General features: G+C 38.6%; 28 protein-coding genes and 1 pseudogene. All 29 read right to left on the minus strand.

The genetic code is table 11. The annotated features are described in order from the left end of the window. Positions 1-50: 50 nt before the first annotated feature. Positions 51-371 (minus strand): hypothetical protein, encoded by a 321-nt coding sequence (locus PYV58_RS15470; RefSeq protein WP_275059834.1) that lies wholly within the window; start codon positions 369-371, stop codon positions 51-53. Then, complete coding sequence (locus PYV58_RS15475; protein WP_034616712.1) at positions 302-718, minus strand: hypothetical protein; 417 nt, start codon at positions 716-718, stop codon at positions 302-304. The genes PYV58_RS15470 and PYV58_RS15475 overlap by 70 nt, the downstream gene beginning before the upstream one ends. Continuing rightward, the gene (locus PYV58_RS15480) at positions 718-1,194 is read right to left on the minus strand and encodes a phage tail tube protein (RefSeq protein WP_034616709.1); all 477 of its coding nucleotides are present in this window, start codon (positions 1,192-1,194) and stop codon (positions 718-720) included. The genes PYV58_RS15475 and PYV58_RS15480 overlap by 1 nt, the downstream gene beginning before the upstream one ends. Before the next feature lie 68 nt (positions 1,195-1,262). Further along, positions 1,263-1,787 carry a Rha family transcriptional regulator gene (locus PYV58_RS15485; RefSeq protein ID WP_034616706.1) on the minus strand — a complete coding sequence of 175 codons (525 nt, stop codon included), beginning with the start codon at positions 1,785-1,787 and terminating at the stop codon, positions 1,263-1,265. A gap of 172 nt (positions 1,788-1,959) precedes the next feature. Then, positions 1,960-2,322, minus strand: coding sequence for a DUF3168 domain-containing protein (locus tag PYV58_RS15490; protein ID WP_034616704.1), 363 nt, complete (start codon positions 2,320-2,322; stop codon positions 1,960-1,962). Continuing rightward, the gene (locus tag PYV58_RS15495) at positions 2,319-2,783 is read right to left on the minus strand and encodes an HK97-gp10 family putative phage morphogenesis protein (protein WP_034616702.1); all 465 of its coding nucleotides are present in this window, start codon (positions 2,781-2,783) and stop codon (positions 2,319-2,321) included. The genes PYV58_RS15490 and PYV58_RS15495 overlap by 4 nt, the downstream gene beginning before the upstream one ends. After that, complete coding sequence (locus PYV58_RS15500; RefSeq protein ID WP_034616699.1) at positions 2,750-2,941, minus strand: hypothetical protein; 192 nt, start codon at positions 2,939-2,941, stop codon at positions 2,750-2,752. The genes PYV58_RS15495 and PYV58_RS15500 overlap by 34 nt, the downstream gene beginning before the upstream one ends. Before the next feature lie 2 nt (positions 2,942-2,943). Then, on the minus strand, positions 2,944-3,273 hold the full coding sequence (locus PYV58_RS15505; protein WP_034616695.1) for a phage head closure protein: 330 nt from the start codon (positions 3,271-3,273) through the stop codon (positions 2,944-2,946). A 3-nt stretch (positions 3,274-3,276) separates the two neighbouring features. Next, complete coding sequence (locus PYV58_RS15510; protein WP_034616691.1) at positions 3,277-3,564, minus strand: head-tail connector protein; 288 nt, start codon at positions 3,562-3,564, stop codon at positions 3,277-3,279. Continuing rightward, complete coding sequence (locus tag PYV58_RS15515) at positions 3,561-3,749, minus strand: hypothetical protein (protein ID WP_034616687.1); 189 nt, start codon at positions 3,747-3,749, stop codon at positions 3,561-3,563. The genes PYV58_RS15510 and PYV58_RS15515 overlap by 4 nt, the downstream gene beginning before the upstream one ends. Before the next feature lie 44 nt (positions 3,750-3,793). After that, the gene (locus PYV58_RS15520) at positions 3,794-4,993 is read right to left on the minus strand and encodes a phage major capsid protein (protein ID WP_034616684.1); all 1,200 of its coding nucleotides are present in this window, start codon (positions 4,991-4,993) and stop codon (positions 3,794-3,796) included. Then, positions 4,986-5,645: an HK97 family phage prohead protease gene (locus tag PYV58_RS15525; RefSeq protein ID WP_034616681.1), complete on the minus strand. Its 660-nt coding sequence runs from the start codon at positions 5,643-5,645 to the stop codon at positions 4,986-4,988. The genes PYV58_RS15520 and PYV58_RS15525 overlap by 8 nt, the downstream gene beginning before the upstream one ends. After that, positions 5,638-6,873, minus strand: a complete 1,236-nt coding sequence (locus PYV58_RS15530) for a phage portal protein (protein WP_034616678.1) — start codon at positions 6,871-6,873, stop codon at positions 5,638-5,640. The genes PYV58_RS15525 and PYV58_RS15530 overlap by 8 nt, the downstream gene beginning before the upstream one ends. Then, positions 6,870-8,543 (minus strand): terminase large subunit, encoded by a 1,674-nt coding sequence (locus tag PYV58_RS15535; protein WP_034616675.1) that lies wholly within the window; start codon positions 8,541-8,543, stop codon positions 6,870-6,872. The genes PYV58_RS15530 and PYV58_RS15535 overlap by 4 nt, the downstream gene beginning before the upstream one ends. A gap of 7 nt (positions 8,544-8,550) precedes the next feature. Continuing rightward, the gene (locus PYV58_RS15540; RefSeq protein WP_034616671.1) at positions 8,551-9,090 is read right to left on the minus strand and encodes a terminase small subunit; all 540 of its coding nucleotides are present in this window, start codon (positions 9,088-9,090) and stop codon (positions 8,551-8,553) included. A 91-nt stretch (positions 9,091-9,181) separates the two neighbouring features. Next, a complete protein-coding gene (locus tag PYV58_RS15545; protein ID WP_081407406.1) occupies positions 9,182-9,547 on the minus strand; it encodes an HNH endonuclease signature motif containing protein in 366 nt (121 codons plus the stop codon). Then, positions 9,489-9,731 carry a hypothetical protein gene (locus tag PYV58_RS15550; RefSeq protein WP_051671084.1) on the minus strand — a complete coding sequence of 81 codons (243 nt, stop codon included), beginning with the start codon at positions 9,729-9,731 and terminating at the stop codon, positions 9,489-9,491. Before PYV58_RS15550 ends, PYV58_RS15545 begins: the two co-directional genes overlap by 59 nt. Next, positions 9,724-9,999 (minus strand): hypothetical protein, encoded by a 276-nt coding sequence (locus PYV58_RS15555; protein WP_034616728.1) that lies wholly within the window; start codon positions 9,997-9,999, stop codon positions 9,724-9,726. Before PYV58_RS15555 ends, PYV58_RS15550 begins: the two co-directional genes overlap by 8 nt. 67 nt (positions 10,000-10,066) lie before the next feature. After that, entirely contained in the window at positions 10,067-10,270 is a 204-nt protein-coding gene (locus PYV58_RS15560; RefSeq protein ID WP_155768696.1) for a hypothetical protein, read from the minus strand. 42 nt (positions 10,271-10,312) lie between these two features. Continuing rightward, entirely contained in the window at positions 10,313-10,537 is a 225-nt protein-coding gene (locus tag PYV58_RS15565; RefSeq protein WP_004725001.1) for a hypothetical protein, read from the minus strand. A gap of 55 nt (positions 10,538-10,592) precedes the next feature. Further along, positions 10,593-10,763: a hypothetical protein gene (locus tag PYV58_RS15570; protein WP_171077801.1), complete on the minus strand. Its 171-nt coding sequence runs from the start codon at positions 10,761-10,763 to the stop codon at positions 10,593-10,595. After that, the gene (locus tag PYV58_RS15575; RefSeq protein ID WP_034616665.1) at positions 10,764-11,060 is read right to left on the minus strand and encodes a hypothetical protein; all 297 of its coding nucleotides are present in this window, start codon (positions 11,058-11,060) and stop codon (positions 10,764-10,766) included. A 131-nt stretch (positions 11,061-11,191) separates the two neighbouring features. Further along, entirely contained in the window at positions 11,192-11,374 is a 183-nt protein-coding gene (locus PYV58_RS15580) for a hypothetical protein (RefSeq protein ID WP_034616662.1), read from the minus strand. 64 nt (positions 11,375-11,438) lie between these two features. Continuing rightward, complete coding sequence (locus PYV58_RS15585) at positions 11,439-11,837, minus strand: Gp49 family protein (protein WP_034616659.1); 399 nt, start codon at positions 11,835-11,837, stop codon at positions 11,439-11,441. 347 nt (positions 11,838-12,184) lie between these two features. Beyond that, positions 12,185-12,712: a hypothetical protein gene (locus tag PYV58_RS15590; RefSeq protein ID WP_034616656.1), complete on the minus strand. Its 528-nt coding sequence runs from the start codon at positions 12,710-12,712 to the stop codon at positions 12,185-12,187. Between the two features lie 104 nt (positions 12,713-12,816). Further along, complete coding sequence (locus tag PYV58_RS15595) at positions 12,817-12,990, minus strand: hypothetical protein (protein WP_171077815.1); 174 nt, start codon at positions 12,988-12,990, stop codon at positions 12,817-12,819. 333 nt (positions 12,991-13,323) lie between these two features. Then, positions 13,324-13,776: a hypothetical protein gene (locus tag PYV58_RS15600; RefSeq protein ID WP_275059571.1), complete on the minus strand. Its 453-nt coding sequence runs from the start codon at positions 13,774-13,776 to the stop codon at positions 13,324-13,326. 49 nt (positions 13,777-13,825) lie between these two features. Then, positions 13,826-14,701 (minus strand): annotated as a pseudogene (locus tag PYV58_RS15605) (DnaB helicase C-terminal domain-containing protein); the annotation flags it as partial. Positions 14,702-14,747: 46 nt separating this feature from the next. Next, positions 14,748-15,913 (minus strand): IS3-like element ISAba21 family transposase gene (locus PYV58_RS15610; protein ID WP_085947552.1). Its coding sequence is split into 2 segments (ribosomal slippage): positions 14,748-15,655 and positions 15,655-15,913, totalling 1,167 coding nucleotides; the frame shifts between segments, so codons are not numbered across the junction. Positions 15,914-15,939 lie beyond the last annotated feature (26 nt).

Raw genomic sequence — 15,939 nt, forward strand, 5'->3', positions numbered from 1 at the left:
ATTATAAATTTAGACCAAGATACTAATTATTGGGTTAAAAAGAAACCGACCTAAGTAGATTTCTTCTTAATAGCTTTCATGCGTTCCTCTTCAAAACTTGTCGGAGGTATCTCTTCATGAAGCATGTATTCCCTTGCATCTTCTATTCGCTCATCCTCAGAAGCATGAGAATTAAAGTAACGAACAAATAATCTTGCAAACTCCTGTTCCAATCGACGACCAAAAAAAAGAGATCCATACTTATCTCGATAGGATCTCCATGTCATTAATTCAGGTCGGGAAATATTAGCTTTGGCTTCAGCTATTGTTCTGCCGCCGATTCCGTTGATAACAAGTTCGCACCAGAATTCTTCTCCTGATTCGAGATCCACAGCTTTCCCGTGAAATTCACCACTTCATCAGCCGCATCAAACAAAGTGCCAATGACTTCAGTTGAAACTAAGCCAGTTTCTTCAACTTTGGAGAAGAGTCTTGTTTCTTCATCTTCATAAATGGTGTGATATAGCAATGCCTTACGGTATTGATCAATCGTTAGCTCAGAATTGTCTTTTAAACCCCATACATCCGCTGTAACCGCAAGTTCATCATGAGTAAGGACCTTAACAAAAACCTCTCCTGAAAACTCTTCCCCTGAGGCACCACGATACTTAATTGGTTTTTTTACAAAAGTACCAACACCAATGGATTTTTGAATCGCCTTTAATGTGAGTTTAGCCATTATGCTTGCACCTTAAATTCTTCAGTTACTTCTGTTTGGCGTTTCATAGGGATTGTATGATTGACCATTGCATCTACAGCGAACACTGGTGAGCCTTTACGCAAGATTGCAGTGAAGTGTGACCATGTGCGAGTTTTAGGCAAATCAATTTCACTCACCAATGTTGGCTCTGCAATACCATCCGACCATCCGACATAAACTTTAACTTCGGCTTTTTCTGCTGCTAATTTAAGCAATGTCATATGTGATAGGTTTTTAGGATCTGTATCAATTTGAATTGAACCTTCACCCGGTGTACTTAAGCCATATTCAGAAGTTTTGGTGCTGGTTTCTTGTAAACAGGTAGTATCAACTTCAGTCGCACTGTCATCCCCAAGTACTAATGCTTTGATACAACCCATTTTTGTTAATACTGGTACTGTGCCATGGACAATCCACACATCGGTACCATTAGATAAAACGCCTTTCTTCGCCATGAGTAGATCTCCTCTTTAGGCATAAAAAACCACCTTGCGGTGGCGTTGGTTTTGTTTAATGGAATACATCAAACCTGATAATCTGTTAATTGCGGTTGAAATCCATTTTCTAGTTCGAAAATCTCACTATCTAGAGCGTGCTTTTCATGCTTCCATGCATTCATATCTCGGGCTGAGCAACTAACCTCTTGCTTTCTCTTGTCTCGATAACCAACACGCTGTTGGTAACGAGCCCATTTTGATTGGAATATTTGGGTTAATTGATTCGCCATCCATTCAAATGCATCAATAAAGGATTCTTTAATTGCGTCAGCTTTTTCACCATTAAATCCCATAACTAAAAACATAAATCCACGCTCAGTCATGTGATAATAACCAGTATTTCTTTTAGTGTTCCCTATCTGTTTGTTTTCTAAGGTAAACGCAAAATTGCGTTCACGAAATTTTTGCGAACATTTCATATTTTTAATTGATCGCAGTACATCAGAATGCCGCTTACCGAACGCCTCAGCCACAGCGTAACTGGTTGTCTTGGCTTCCCCATTTTGATTGGAGACCATACCTCTTAAATTTAAATTCAACATCATGTTCATAAGATTTTCCTCTTACAAAATCATGTTCAAAAGAAAAGAGCCGACAAATGCATTGAACATGAAAAATACATTACTTCGGGAGCTACCCTAGTCGGCTTGCATGCCATATTTCAGGCATTAAAAAACCCTGATCTAATTAAAGGTCAGGGTTGGTTAAGCTTTGTTGTGTGATTTATCGATCAAACCACCAGTTAGCATCAAAGCCACGGCCGAAAATATTGGTATCAGCACAACGCTCAATATGATTCGGATGTAAGTTTGTGATTGTACATAGTGGGTCTAAAACAGCACTGATTTGCTTTCGAATATTTGAGGCTCGTGTTGCCTGTGTGTCATACACAACGACTTGAAAGGTCAAGTGATCGATCTGAGGTGGACAGTCAAGGTTATGACTAGGCTCACCGCCAATTGTTGACCAAACGATGTAAGGGAATAGTGTTTTGTCAGGCGCAATATCTTCATAAATTCGATTGCTGACCAACGCCACAACATCAGGTGACGCTTGTAGTGTTTTGAAGATTGGTAAAATGTTCATGTGGGACTCGCTAAAGCTTTGTCGATTTCGTCATTCAACATTTGAACAAACTTGTCCGTTACAGGCTGGATATTGTTTGCCAGAGCTGGACGCATGAATGGTACGGCTGGATTATTTACAGATCCAAATTCGACCCAACGCCAATGCCTTGTATCACCACCACTTAAATTAGGTGGGTTGGGATTCGAGAATGATGCACCCCCTCTCACCCCAACTCGGATTTTAATATCACTCGGATTTCTAGTCTTTCCAGCCTGAACACTAATGTTTTTCCAAATCTTCTCGCGTGTTTCTGGATCATCAATCAACTTGGCATTATTACGCGCTGCATCACGAACAATATTCGCGGCTTGCCTTAATGCTTTACGGACCATTGATTTTACTTTACGCGGATTATTGAGGCGTTCGAGTTTTGATTGAAGTTGATCTAGTCCTTGGATATCGAATTGGATGTTTGACATGATTTCTCCAAATACTCTTTAAAATTCTCAATAGGCTTTGAAGAAACATCCTGTTCGCCAGCATTAAGCACCCAAGTACCCTTCAACATTTCTTCAGTAAGCTCAATTCCACCAGTTGAAATGCCTGTGAATTGGTCATAATCTTTGGAATTATTCATATCTACCCCAATAATTTAAGCTCAAAGGTCACATATATTTCGGCATTTTCATTGTCGGGTTTAGGCGGTGAAACGATTTGAAAAGTCTGATCTTTCCAAAGCACACGCATTTCAGTGGTGATGTCAGTACGTTTGCGAATCTTTAATCGTGCATTGGTTTCTGATCCTGCAGCTTTGGCAGTTAAAGTATCTTTTACAGATAAGAACTCAACTTTAGACCAAAGCTTTTTGTAATCAGACCAGATAGGCTCAAGTTCATTGTTATATTCATCGGTGGGCGTGATTTTGTGTTGGATGGTTACTCGGTGGAGTAATGTAGGAGCCAAGTCCATAAACTAAACTCCTATGTTTCTTAATGATCTCAACGTGTCCCAATATGCACGCGGCTTTTCATCCAAACTGCGACTATATTTATACTGGATATATAATAAGCGAGCATTATCTAGCTTTTTACAATCAACAACATCGGTTTCATCTTGCCTGTCAGATTCCAATACAATAATTTTTCGATCAAGATCTTTTTCAATCTCTTCTTCTGCCTCAGAGATCCATTCTTGAAAAAGCTCATCTTCATCATCATGATCTACACGACACTGCAACTTTGCTTTTTCAAGTGTAATCATGCGGGTTTCGCCTTTGTTAAACGTTGATTTGTTTTAACTTGCTTCGTTTCTTTATTTTCTTCAAGAAATTCAGCCAACACACCTTTATTTAAAAGATGTTGAACATCACTAGGGTTGGCTTCACGCTCTTCACCTTCTTGATACATACGATCGCCAAAGTGAACTCGTTTGACTAAATATTTCACAATCTTCTCCTGAAATGAGGGGTTGCCCCCTCACAGTTCAAAACTTAAGGACCAGTAGCAGGTTTAAGGTCGCCATAGATAAACGCCTCAGGACGATATACCGCCAATGCCAAACGTTCTTCAGCTAAGATTGTCACCAAGTTTTTAATGAAATCATCTTCGTTTTCAGTTGCCACTTCTACACGAGACAACCAGCGGTCAAAGATTTGAGCGCCCATTGAGAAACCACCTGTTAAGAACTTGCCAGCCGTAATGGCTTGAGTTTCAACTACAGGAAGGCGCCATAATGTTGGTGATGCAGCACCTTGCGGATTGCCAATAATATATTGACCTGTTGAGTCTTTCAGGGTTTCAATGCTTGCCCAATCAATCGGGTTAAGCACATGTCCGCTTGCTGGATATTCTGCTAAAACCGCTTGAAGCATTGCATAACGCAATGTATCAATGATGGTTTCAGATGAAGGGGTTACACCTGTAGGACGTACATACGCTGTTGCTTGTGGAATAATCCCTAAAAGGTTCTGACCTGTACCATCACCATTAAGAATTTGCTGTTCTTCTTTGAATGCAAGGCCATAACGTAAGCGACCATCAATATAAGATTGCAACTGCGACGCATCATCTAATATCTGACGAGAAGCTTTCATATAATGCGCGATTACTTTTGCAGTGGTGCTGACTAAATCAAATTTGATATCGGATTGAGGTTTTTTAGTTGTTTCAGCAACCATGCCAGCATTATTTGTGAATCCAGTTTCACGCACATATTCGAGTGCATTACCATCCATACGACCCTGCATTAAAAGATCACGGATTGTAAGCTTACGATCAGGTTGTGCAATGATACCCGGCAAGCGAGTAGTTTGAACTAAGTCACCAGCAGATCCCGCTGCATCAGTTGTTAATGAGGTAATTGTTGCCTTAACTTCTAGGTTTGCTTTACCACGTTGACCAGCTGCACCAGCAAGAGATTTAAATTGATCGCTCTCAACAAACTGACGACCCAATGATTTTACTTCATTCGGTGTATCATTTGGACGACGCGCCATTTTTTGCTCAAGCTCATCTAATTGAGCTTTGGTTTCATTCAACTTAGTGATTGCTTCATCGGCTGATTGTTTGGCACCTTCGGCAATTTTATCACCATGTTCGCGTTTGCCTTTGAAGTCTTCTGCAATTGCTTTGACTTCATCAACTTGTTTTTTAAACTCTTGAGCGAGTTGTTCGATATTAATATCAGTCATTACTGACTCCTTTTAAAATATTGAAAGCATTTGAAATTGATTTCGCTTGTTGTATTTCACCTTCAGACTCGCTCAAAAGATGACGCAAACCCTTACCAGCGATTGCAGTGGCTTGCGATTTTGAAAAGCCTGACTCTCTCAGGAACTTTTCAAATTCAGGCAAAGATGGCAACTCACCACCTTCTAATTTTGATTTAACAGAAGTAATAAGGCTTTCTTCGTTTGCAGGCGTTGTTACGATAGATATCTCACCCAAACCAAGCTCAACTAGCTCTCTAATGCCATTGGTTTGCTTGTTTGCTTTCTTAGTAATGTAGCCAATGCTCAAACCATCAATAGCGCCTGCTTTTAACAAAGCATGAGTAGATTTGGCTCTAGGAACGTCGTCGATTAACAATCTTCCCTCAACATATAAGCCCTTTGCATCTTCATAAATCTTGGTGTAGACACCGATTGGCTCACTATCGTTGTGATTCCAAAGCACAGGCGGAAACTTATTTTTTGATGCCCACTCTTCTAAAGTTTTGGAAAATGCACCTGGTAGAATTACATCGTTGTACCAATCCACATTCCCAAAAACCGCGCCATAACCCGAAAAAAAACCGTCCTCTTGGACGGCTTTAATTTCTAAATTAAAACTTTTTCTATTCATTATTTGCACCTTGTTCACTTGCTAAAGGAACCATCTGCATCTGCACCATTAATTTATCTGCGCTTGGATCATTCGCTTTAGGCATATCTTCTAATTCTCGAACTTCATTTCGAGTGTAAAGACCGTTTTGAGTCATCTTCACATAAAACTCTGCCCTTGCAGCATTGTTCGCACGTAATAAGCCATCAACAGCAAACTTCGGACGGTACTTATACTTTTCATGAGGTAATAGTAATTTTCTGGCAATTGTCTGTTCATAGCGAACCAATGATGGATTTAATGAGTAAGTCAAAAATCCCTGATTGGTTTGCTCTAAACTTGATGCCCACGAACTTGCTTTACTTGTGTGGCCAATCAACTGAGGTGGTACACCAAATGCTCGACAGATTTCCTCAATACCAAAATAGCGACTTTCTAAGAGTTGGGCATCTACTGGATTAATGCGGATCGCACTTGCACTTGCCACCTTCATATTGGCTTCAAGGACCATATATTTGCCAGCATTTTCAGGACGACTAAACTCTGATAAGTGGTTTCTTAGTCTTTCACGCTGTTCTTTTGTTAAGGTCTGTTCACCAGTCTCTAAGAATCCACCAACCTTTAAGCCATTTTTAAACCAATCTTGTGCCTGATTATTGGCATCAAACTGCATACCAATGGTCTGAGCAAAAAACTGAATTGCTGAAAGCCCTATCAGGCCATCGAGCGTAAAACCTTTAAAATGAAGAATCTTGTCTTCAGAATAAATAATAGTTTTTCCATTCTCAGTGTAATGAAATTCAATTGAGCCAACTTTATTTCGCTTAACAATCATTTCACTTGGGAAAAGTGGCTCAAGCGCAATTACTTCACCATTTGAGCGTCTTGAAATTAAGTTGTAAGCATTACCCCACAAATCCAAACATGCGCTTTGCACCTGCCAAAACTCGCTTGCACACATATCTGCATTCGGAGAATCATGCAAAATGCGATAAAGGCTATGATCAGTTGCTATTTTTTTATCAGAATCATAAAGCTGTAATGGTAATGTTGAGATGGTTTCAGCTCTTAGTTTTACACAAGCCCAAACCGCAGAAAGCTTCAATGCTGTTTCTGGTGTAACTACTGCGCCACCCGAAGATAAATAACTGTCAAATGGGTAAGAAGTATCACCTTTTTTTAGTTGAGTTCTTCCAGTCAATCGTGACCAGAAACGAGTCCAAAACCCCGTATCTTGTAAATCGCTCATGCTATCACGATGTCCTCTAAATAACCGTCAATATCATAGTTCTTAGGCTCAGGATTCATACTCATCAAAGCCACAGCGTTAAAAGTGGCAATCAATGGGTCAATCTTTCCGACACCTGATTCTTGTTTAGAAATCATCATGCCGTTACCTTTTACAACTGCCCGAGCATTACCTACACACCAAGTCATCAACTGCGAACCTTGGTGATATAAATTACGTTCTGCCAACTTTCGCTCAGTTGTTAGGATATAACCCATTAATTTAAAGCCTTGAGGTACTGCAATCATTTGTTCTTCAGGAATACCAACTTTGAGTAGACCATCCAAAAGTCCACCTAAGCCAAGTGGATCAAGGCCAATTTTGTTTAACTTCCCTGAATCAAAAACTTGCTTGGCAATTTTGGCTAATTGATCAATGTCATCACCAATTCGCTCAACAATGGTTAAACTATTTTCTTGCTGGAAGTCTTGATACTTTGGCGCATTCTCTTTACGTCGATCGACTGCAGTTGTATTGCACCAAGCATGATTCCATAACCACCATTTACGGCTTTTTGCATGACGACCTAATACAGCAAATCCTAATAAATCATCCAAACCACCGCCATCTATGCCGATAGTGATTACATCTGATTGATCTATTAACTTGTTGAGTGTGAATTGCTTGGATTGTGGCAACCAAAATTCAGAGCCAGCCCAGCGATTAGCACGAAGATTCATGCCGATTTCGACATTCAAGCGTTTGGCTAGAAAATCCCGAAAGTTTTCCTCATCTGAGTCTTTAGATTGCTCAAAGTCATCCTTTAACTGTTCCGGATCTACACTGGTACCGTAATTAGGGTTGGGGATATGAAAGTTTTCAGGATCAAGATGCTTATTATCCTCGATCATCTGTTTAGGAAATTCATAAATCAAAGGTAGAAACTTCCTGTTCTCTTTGATTCCATCCCTTACATCACGTGCATAATCTAGTTTCTGCTTGAACACACCACAAGGAACTTCACTTGCTTGAGTTGTTAAATAAATGATACATCCTTCAGGACGACTCGCTAAACCACCAGTCGCCTCACGAAACATTGATGCGGCACGAGCATTCTTTTGGAATAAATGAAGCTCATCAATTAATATCCATGACGCCTTTTTACCACCAACCGTATTAGATTCGGCTGCAACAACTTTTAAAGTGGCATTTGTTTCCCGGTGTTTAACTGTTTTTTCGTGTTCAGACACATTAAGCAATGCTTTTAACTCGGGATCAGCATCTATTGCCTCTTTAATAGGTCCAAAGCTATTGTCGGCAACTTCTTTGGTAGGTGCCAAAATAATGAGTTCTGCTGCCTGACGATCATTCATAATCAAAGCTGTAAGCATGATGAATGCTGCCAACGTTGATTTAGAATTCTTCTTAGGAATAAGTAGGAAGAATTCAGTGATCAGTCTCCGACTATCCTCTTCACTATATGCACCAAAGATTGCAGATACGAATTCAAATACCCAAGGTCTTGTAATTTCCCCCATTGTGGGCTGACCCATAACATCAGTGACAATCAAGCTTTTAAAAACATCTAAAGCCATTTCGGCTTCATCTTCAAATAGTGGCTTGCATGGAATTAAGGATTGACCTTTGACAATCTTCTTTTCCCAATCTTTGCAAGAAGTTGTCCATTCCATAAATCACCTAACTATATCGTTTTCGCGCTGCCCTTGTTGCAAACTTACCTGCACCGCCAGCAATATCTCTTGCCTCATCTTTTTGAGTTTCTTTTTTACCCTTGGTGCCAACTTTTCCATGCACATAAGGCATAGCCGCTTGAGCGGCTTTAAGTCTTAAATCTGGATCTTCCATTTCATCCGTCCAGACTTTTTTTAAGTACTCAAGTGGATCATCTACACCACCAACAGCAATATCATCTCGACCAACGAATTGACCATTTGCTTGTTCAACATCGGGTTCAATGCGCTCAATACTAACAACTTCAACAAAGTTTTCAGCTTTAACTTTTTCTTTCTCAGCTTTAACTTTTTGAGGGTCAGAAGTTAACTTTTTGTCAGCCTTTAACTTTTCGATATAACTGATAATGTCGGGGTTTTTAGCAAGTTTTGCACCTGCTTGTGCTGCTGTTTTTTCTGCATAACCTGCTGTTATTGCAGAATCTTTATTGCTTAGACCACTAACTACAGCCTGAGCAAATTTTCTCATTTTTGCAGTTAATGACATAATTCACCTTTAACTTTTGAGTTAACTTTTTTTGAAAACAGAATTTTTTTTATAAATGAGATTGTGGGCGGTCTAGAAATTTTCAAACATTTCAAGATTTTACCTCCCCCACCACATGAGAACAATTATCATTAGAGTATTGATTTTCCTCAGATTGTTTCACTGAGCTGTGACAAGAAGCACAAAGGCTTTGCTGGTTGTTAGTATCCCAAAACAACTGCTTGTCACCTTTATGTGGCTTGATATGATCCACCACAGTCGCTTCCGTTACCAATCCTTGCCTTTCACAATAAGTACAAAGCGGATTCAACTGTAAAAACTTTAACCGATACTGCTGCCACTTATAACCATAGCCACGTTGAGTAGATGATTTACCATCACGCCATGAAGTTCTTAATTCATTCTTCGGTTTGGGATTGATTGTCTGAAGCTTGGTTTGTAGTCGTTGCAGTTTCATCATCACCTACTATTCTATTTACTCCACACAATCCAATCTTGACGATTGCGTGTAGTGGCTCATCTGGTTTATTCACAATCTCACAAGACAATTGATCAGCTAAAATCTCACCAGTTTCAGCATCATGAATAGCAACACACTTCTTATTGTTAGCTACTCGTTTCAATATCAAGGCTCTACTCATATCGCTCACCACCAAAGTCTGCACGAATCAATCCAATCGCCTTAAGATCCTCATCACTCAGTGCTTGCAATGAGATACCATCAGATAAAACCACAACCTTAAAATCATTATTGTATTTAGACCAAGCTGCCTTAATCTGAGTAGCATGTTCTGCATTAAGCCTTTCTGTTGTGGTCAACACTCCTAGCTTTGTATCACTAGGTACAGCTTCAAAATTAATGTTGATAACCTTAGGCCTTTGAAACCACTTCTTAATTGATTCAAACATATCTCACCCATCCAAATACCCAGAACTCTTACTCTCACCTTCCAAATCAAGATGCTCAAGCAAGTGATTAATCTGTGCTGCCTGTTCGTTGTTGATCTGAATGAGTTGTTTGTTCTGTTCGATTACCTTGTTGCTTTGTTGCATCACTTGATTGTTCATCTCTACCAGCTTGGCCAGTAAGGCGCTGCAAGCACAACCGCATTCGTTCTTTTGCTCGTTCACTTTGTTTCCTTATCCATTCTCGACGTTGTTCACAGCCTTGGCATGTCATAATCTTCACCCAATAAAAAACCTCCCGAAGGAGGTTTAGTTATTAACCAACTAACTGCTTACGAAAGGATTTATGGATCATCTCTTTTATGTCATCTTCTAAGTTGGCTTCAAATATAAGAATAATACTTGCAGATTCAAATTCAAAAGACGACTTATCATATTCTTGACCAGATAGATAAAGTTCTAGATTCCCGCTATTACTTATATCTGAGAATCCAAATTTATCTCCACAAATATTTACTAAGATATATTGTTTTGATTTCATTATTATCTCTATAATTAATTTAGAAACAATAAATTATCAAATTATCCAAGTAAGATCAATCACTCAACATACTTCTAATTGCTTTAGTTCTTTCTTTTAACTGACTAATCTTTCGATCAATGACAATCATTTCATCACGAGTCATAAGACCACGAGATAAGCTTTGATATTTATTGATCTCTAATTCATATCGCTTGAGATTGCTTAGTGCTTCCTGTCTATCCATTTACACATCCTTTAAATTTCTCTCAGCAACACAAAGCGATACATAGCTATTGAATCTACCTCGTCCAGTCTTGATGAACTCATCTTTCATTTGATTAAGCGCATCAATCTGTTCTTGATAAATACTTAAAAGGAATTCATTTGTTTCTTCTTCATGTTTGTAATTGGCTAAATCTTGCTTTGCATCTTTAAGCCTTTGATTAATGAAGTGTCTACGAGATTGAATAGAATTATTTTTGTAGAAATCACACTCGAATTCATCAGGTCCAGAGTGATAAATCATTTCAAAGAAGTCCATAGATCACCAATCCGACCAAGGATTTAAAGATCTTGGTTTTTTTTTGTGATACTTCCAATTTTTGTAGTCTTGGTACCACAAGTAGGAAAAAACCAAAATCACACAAATCAAGATTACAAATAAGACTTCCATCACAACCGACCTTGACGTTTATACTTACGTCTTTTTGCTTGAGATACCTTGCTGAGTTTTGATTTGCCTTTTACTGGTTCTCGCCATTTGATTGAATCCCAATCACTGGCATGTCTTTTTACAGGTTCGGCAAACGCTGCGCTCATACCCAATGCTACTAATACAATTCGACCTAAGCGCATGGCTTTCTCCAAGACAAAATAAAACCCCTTTCGGGGCAAAGGAAATGTAGCGAAAGGCTGTGAATTATTTATTTAATTCAGCCTGATACAACTTTTGTTTAAGTAAATAACCTTCCAGTTGCCAAATCTTGTTACGTGCATTTTCATACGCAATCTTTTGACCGATAATCTTGTCGAAATTTTCAGGACTTGCACAAGCAGACTCGCCAGTAACAGTGAAACCGTTTTTCAAAACAATTACGCAGAAGGTTAATAGGTCAAGCTGCTGTGGTGGATTGATGAATCGCTCACCTTCAGGCAGTGAGTTAAATTCTTCAGAAGATGCGAGCGCACCTGCATAACCGTCACCAGCGGTAAAGTAATGAACACCTTGAATAACTGAATCAATATGATCTGGTGTTAAGCGTGGTGCATTAAGGCCTTTGTCTTGAATTTCTTGCTCAATTTGCTTTTCGTTTGACATCTTCACTTTCCTCTAGGCATTAAAAAACCCCTCGGAAGGGGCGTAATTTTAAAAATGAAGTGAATAGCTAACTTAATTCTCACATGTGGCGGTTGAATGCGTGTCGTCATATCTCATCAACTCAAATTAAGCCATCAATGCTTTGAACAGTGGTACTGACGTAATACTGCTAGCCTACTGCTTTTTTATTCACTTCTCTTTAAAATCTATAACAGTTTAATTTTCCCACACTTCCGACACTCTCTCACTGTAAAGAAATCTGAATATTCCCAAACGTGTCTGCAAAAGATTTGTTTGATTCGGAGCATGTTGTTCTCCTTTGGCAAAGATTTAATTTCAATCAACTACTATCTTTTCTTATAGGTCTTATTACCCTTGCTGTTGATGCAATAGTGTCCACCACGTGGGCCAACACAATAATCTACGACCGCACAAGAGCAATCACTATTGTATGATTTACTACTTGAGCTATGACTTTTTGAAACAGCCTGTCTGGTATTTCTAGTTTCTTGTTGTGCAAAATATTGAGGCTTGGTTTCAGTTTTTTCTTCGTAACAGCCAGCACCTTTACATAGTGATTTAACTGAAACCCATTGTGGATCCGAACCATTATCAATAATCCTTGACCACCCATCTTTAATTTCATAGATGGAAACTGAGTCACCACGTCCTTTTTTACCTAATATTTTACCATTAGGTTTGTCTCGAACATTTAGTGTTGCGGTATTTACATATCGTTCTTCAATTACTGTTTCTTTACTTTCCTGTGCTGTGGTTTGGTCAGTAGTACCGTTATTATTTTTATCAGTACCAGCAACTAAAGCTCCTAAGCCAACCACCCCTGCAAATGCCCACCCAATATTGGATTTTTTCATATCTTTAATTTTCATTATTAAAATGTAAAGATAACAAAATTAGACAATTAAATATAACAATAATTTAAATAGCACATAAAAAAGACGCCTAAGCGCCCTTTATTTCATCCCTGCCTTGCCAGCTTCTCAGCCTCAACAAACGCATCATGAAAACTTACTTTATCTGAAAACCAAAACTTATAGGTCTTGTCGCCGATTACGATTGACTGCTGAAAGTAATCGTTTGGGCCTTTCTCTACAACTTGACCGCTCTGTTCGCCACCGATGCAAATATTCATGTGTTTTCCTATTTATCGGTGGGAGTGTAGCACTAAACGGTTTCTAAAAATGTCCAGACAAAAAAAATACCCACGTATTGGAATAGATGGGTATTGAAATCAATTATTACGCGTAAAAAATAATACAATAATGATCAACAGAAGGACAAAAGCAATCATGAAAAACCAATTGATGCTCATTCAAATCCCTCCAAGAATAAGTTATTAGTACTATGAGTTACTAGAAAATAAGCTTAGTAAAAAAATACCCACTTAAGAGGTGGTCTAAGTGGGTTTAGAATCCAACTAGCTATTTACGCATAGTTTTCAACTATAACTAATATTTCATACTTTTCATTTAAACGCAAACTTTTTATTTAATTTAAGTCTTTTGTCATGCCCTGCCAAATAAAACTCACCTGCGTAAAGCATGCTATTGATTGAGCTACGACTCAATTTAAATCTTTCTGCCATTTGATCTAGGCTTAGACCACATACCCATTTTTCAATAAACAGATTAACTGCTGGCTTTGCAAATTTACATATTGTTTTTGAGTGCTTTAAATCATAAATCAATTTTTCAACCTGCAGCGCTTCAAAATCACTGATTTCAATAATTACCTGTTTTGAGTTAGGTCTTATTTTTGCTTCTTTCTCACGAGCTAACCAATATATCTGGTTTATCTCAAGCTGATCAGGCTCATGCCCTCCACGCATTCTGTTAATTGAGATCCAAGCGCCATACTGTTTAAGCCATTCCTCAAATGTGAATCTTGACCATTCCATAATTTCAATTTTTGAGTTCATTAAGCCACCATCAAGTCAGTATTTAAATTTTGGTCATTATTTGTCATGTTCACAGTCCTGCCATCCCAGATTTAAATTTTGAAGATTTCGTTGTTTGTAAAGCGTCACTCTCCTCATTCTCTGTAATTCCTCTAAAACGGCACACTTCTAGCTCATCACGTACTCTCACAATCCCTTTTTTTCCATGTCGATTTTTAGCGACAATTAGTTCAGTAATTCCTGTCGGCATCTGATCTTCTTTGACTAAAACTGGATTTACAAAGATGATTTGATCTGCATCTTGCTCGATCTGCCCCGATTCTTTGATATCTGATGGTTTAGGTCGTGAATTCTTTTCTGAGTCTCGATTAAGCTGGACCAATGCAATTACTGGGCAATTAAATTCTTTTGCCATTGCCTTAAGTTCACGGCTAATAGAGGCCACTTCTTGCGTACGATCTTTTTTACTTGGATCCCAAATCAATTGGAGGTAATCAACAACAATGCAACCAAGACCAATATTTTTAAATTTCCGTTTAGCTTTTCGAGCATAAGAACGCACTTCACTGATTGATGGTTTCTGTTTTGGCTCGATCCAAATTGGAAGTTTTTTATATGCTTCCTTGGTGTTAGCAAACTGCTCCAATAATCCGTTATACAATTCAGCATTGTGGATATTTGAGTAAGGAATAAGACCTAATGCACTAATCATTCGGTTTGATAAGGTCTCATCATCCATTTCAGCTGATACAAACAACACGCCTTTTTTTCCTATAAAGGCAGTATCTAGTGCAAGCATTTGGGCTAATGTTGATTTACCTGAACCAGGGCGACCACCAACCACACATAAGTGTCCATTTCGGATTGTGCCAATTAGATTATCTAAGTGAGGCAAATTAAATCGAACACCAGTAGATATTTTCTTATCTCTGTCTTGAGCTTTCTGGAACTGATATGTGCTGAATTAGCAGGAGACTTTCACTTGGGATATGCTAGGCAGCTAACCGATAAAAGTTCTCTGCTATTTGATTTGGCGTTTTAAAATCCAAACTCTTTTGAATTCTTCGCTGATTATAAAATAACACAATGTATTTTGTAATATCTGCTTTAGCTTCATCTCTGGTTTTATAGTTGCAATGATGCACTAATTCATTCTTGAGTATGCCCCAGAAACTTTCAATCGGTGCATTATCGTAACAGTCCCCACGTTTGCTCATTGAACCTTGAAAATCACATTTTTCCAGTATCTTTCGATATTCATGGCTGCAATATTGGCTGCCTCTGTCCGAATGAATAATTAAGCCTTTCGTTGGTTTTTGATTACGAATCGCCATAGTCAGTGCATTGCAAACAAGTTGTGCGGTCATACGCTCATTTAAGCTATAGCCAACCACTTGTTTCGTGTACAGGTCTTTTACTGCTGCCAAGTATAACCAACCTTCAGCAGTCCAAATGTATGTAATATCGCTTGACCATGCAAGATTGGGCTTAGTCATTGAAAACTGTTGCTCTAGTAAATTTGCGTAGATCGCTCGATTATGATCACTCTTCGTAGTTCTTTTGAAACGCTTATGACGCTTACAATACAGCTGGTTGAGCTTTTTTATTTGACGTACAGCATACGTACTGATTTTGATACCTTGCGCTTGTAAATGCTTAGTTAATCGAATATAGCCATAGCTTTGTTTAGTTTCCTCATGAGCTATTTTGACCAAAATTGTCTGTTGATTTCGCTGAACCAATCTTTTATTCATGCCTCGTTTTAGCCAATCATAAAATCGTGACACTGAAACGTGAAGTAATCTAGCCATAAAGCTAATCGGGAATAAATATCTTTGCTGTTTCATATAGGCGTACCTTACTGACTTTCTTTCGCAAAGTACGCTGCTGCCTTTTTTAGAAATTCACGTTCCATTTCAGCTGTTTTGAGCTGTTGTTTGAGCTTTTTATTTTCTTCGAGTAAGGCATTTAGATCAGGTGAATATTGTTTAGTGCCTGCTAAGGTGCCAGTCTTTGCTTTATTATTCCAATTTGAAAGAGTTTGCATTGAAATGCCAAGTTGTCTGGCTGTTTCCGATACATTGCCTTGATTGGCTTCAATCAATTTTATTGCTTCAACTTTAAATTCTGCGGTGTAAGTCTTCTGTTTCTTGCTCATGGTAAACTCCTGATGAGTGTCTATAG

It is taken from the genome of Acinetobacter sp. TAC-1 (assembly GCF_029025845.1).
GTDB lineage: Bacteria > Pseudomonadota > Gammaproteobacteria > Pseudomonadales > Moraxellaceae > Acinetobacter > Acinetobacter guillouiae.

What these genes read in the sequence shown, in the direction of transcription:
- PYV58_RS15520 (WP_034616684.1), bottom strand. Translation starts at nt 4,993, where the DNA reads ATGACTGATATTAATATCGAACAACTCGCTCAAGAGTTTAAAAAACAA.
- PYV58_RS15545 (WP_081407406.1), bottom strand. Translation starts at nt 9,547, where the DNA reads ATGAAACTGCAACGACTACAAACCAAGCTTCAGACAATCAATCCCAAA.
- PYV58_RS15570 (WP_171077801.1), bottom strand. Translation starts at nt 10,763, where the DNA reads ATGGATAGACAGGAAGCACTAAGCAATCTCAAGCGATATGAATTAGAG.
- PYV58_RS15580 (WP_034616662.1), bottom strand. Translation starts at nt 11,374, where the DNA reads ATGCGCTTAGGTCGAATTGTATTAGTAGCATTGGGTATGAGCGCAGCG.
- PYV58_RS15550 (WP_051671084.1), bottom strand. Translation starts at nt 9,731, where the DNA reads ATGAGTAGAGCCTTGATATTGAAACGAGTAGCTAACAATAAGAAGTGT.
- PYV58_RS15530 (WP_034616678.1), bottom strand. Translation starts at nt 6,873, where the DNA reads ATGAGCGATTTACAAGATACGGGGTTTTGGACTCGTTTCTGGTCACGA.
- PYV58_RS15525 (WP_034616681.1), bottom strand. Translation starts at nt 5,645, where the DNA reads ATGAATAGAAAAAGTTTTAATTTAGAAATTAAAGCCGTCCAAGAGGAC.
- PYV58_RS15585 (WP_034616659.1), bottom strand. Translation starts at nt 11,837, where the DNA reads ATGTCAAACGAAAAGCAAATTGAGCAAGAAATTCAAGACAAAGGCCTT.
- PYV58_RS15495 (WP_034616702.1), bottom strand. Translation starts at nt 2,783, where the DNA reads ATGTCAAACATCCAATTCGATATCCAAGGACTAGATCAACTTCAATCA.
- PYV58_RS15575 (WP_034616665.1), bottom strand. Translation starts at nt 11,060, where the DNA reads ATGGACTTCTTTGAAATGATTTATCACTCTGGACCTGATGAATTCGAG.
- PYV58_RS15490 (WP_034616704.1), bottom strand. Translation starts at nt 2,322, where the DNA reads ATGAACATTTTACCAATCTTCAAAACACTACAAGCGTCACCTGATGTT.
- PYV58_RS15595 (WP_171077815.1), bottom strand. Translation starts at nt 12,990, where the DNA reads ATGAATATTTGCATCGGTGGCGAACAGAGCGGTCAAGTTGTAGAGAAA.
- PYV58_RS15535 (WP_034616675.1), bottom strand. Translation starts at nt 8,543, where the DNA reads ATGGAATGGACAACTTCTTGCAAAGATTGGGAAAAGAAGATTGTCAAA.
- PYV58_RS15505 (WP_034616695.1), bottom strand. Translation starts at nt 3,273, where the DNA reads ATGGACTTGGCTCCTACATTACTCCACCGAGTAACCATCCAACACAAA.
- PYV58_RS15500 (WP_034616699.1), bottom strand. Translation starts at nt 2,941, where the DNA reads ATGAATAATTCCAAAGATTATGACCAATTCACAGGCATTTCAACTGGT.
- PYV58_RS15555 (WP_034616728.1), bottom strand. Translation starts at nt 9,999, where the DNA reads ATGTTTGAATCAATTAAGAAGTGGTTTCAAAGGCCTAAGGTTATCAAC.
- PYV58_RS15590 (WP_034616656.1), bottom strand. Translation starts at nt 12,712, where the DNA reads ATGAAAAAATCCAATATTGGGTGGGCATTTGCAGGGGTGGTTGGCTTA.
- PYV58_RS15475 (WP_034616712.1), bottom strand. Translation starts at nt 718, where the DNA reads ATGGCTAAACTCACATTAAAGGCGATTCAAAAATCCATTGGTGTTGGT.
- PYV58_RS15510 (WP_034616691.1), bottom strand. Translation starts at nt 3,564, where the DNA reads ATGATTACACTTGAAAAAGCAAAGTTGCAGTGTCGTGTAGATCATGAT.
- PYV58_RS15540 (WP_034616671.1), bottom strand. Translation starts at nt 9,090, where the DNA reads ATGTCATTAACTGCAAAAATGAGAAAATTTGCTCAGGCTGTAGTTAGT.
- PYV58_RS15600 (WP_275059571.1), bottom strand. Translation starts at nt 13,776, where the DNA reads ATGAACTCAAAAATTGAAATTATGGAATGGTCAAGATTCACATTTGAG.
- PYV58_RS15485 (WP_034616706.1), bottom strand. Translation starts at nt 1,787, where the DNA reads ATGAACATGATGTTGAATTTAAATTTAAGAGGTATGGTCTCCAATCAA.
- PYV58_RS15565 (WP_004725001.1), bottom strand. Translation starts at nt 10,537, where the DNA reads ATGAAATCAAAACAATATATCTTAGTAAATATTTGTGGAGATAAATTT.
- PYV58_RS15480 (WP_034616709.1), bottom strand. Translation starts at nt 1,194, where the DNA reads ATGGCGAAGAAAGGCGTTTTATCTAATGGTACCGATGTGTGGATTGTC.
- PYV58_RS15560 (WP_155768696.1), bottom strand. Translation starts at nt 10,270, where the DNA reads ATGACATGCCAAGGCTGTGAACAACGTCGAGAATGGATAAGGAAACAA.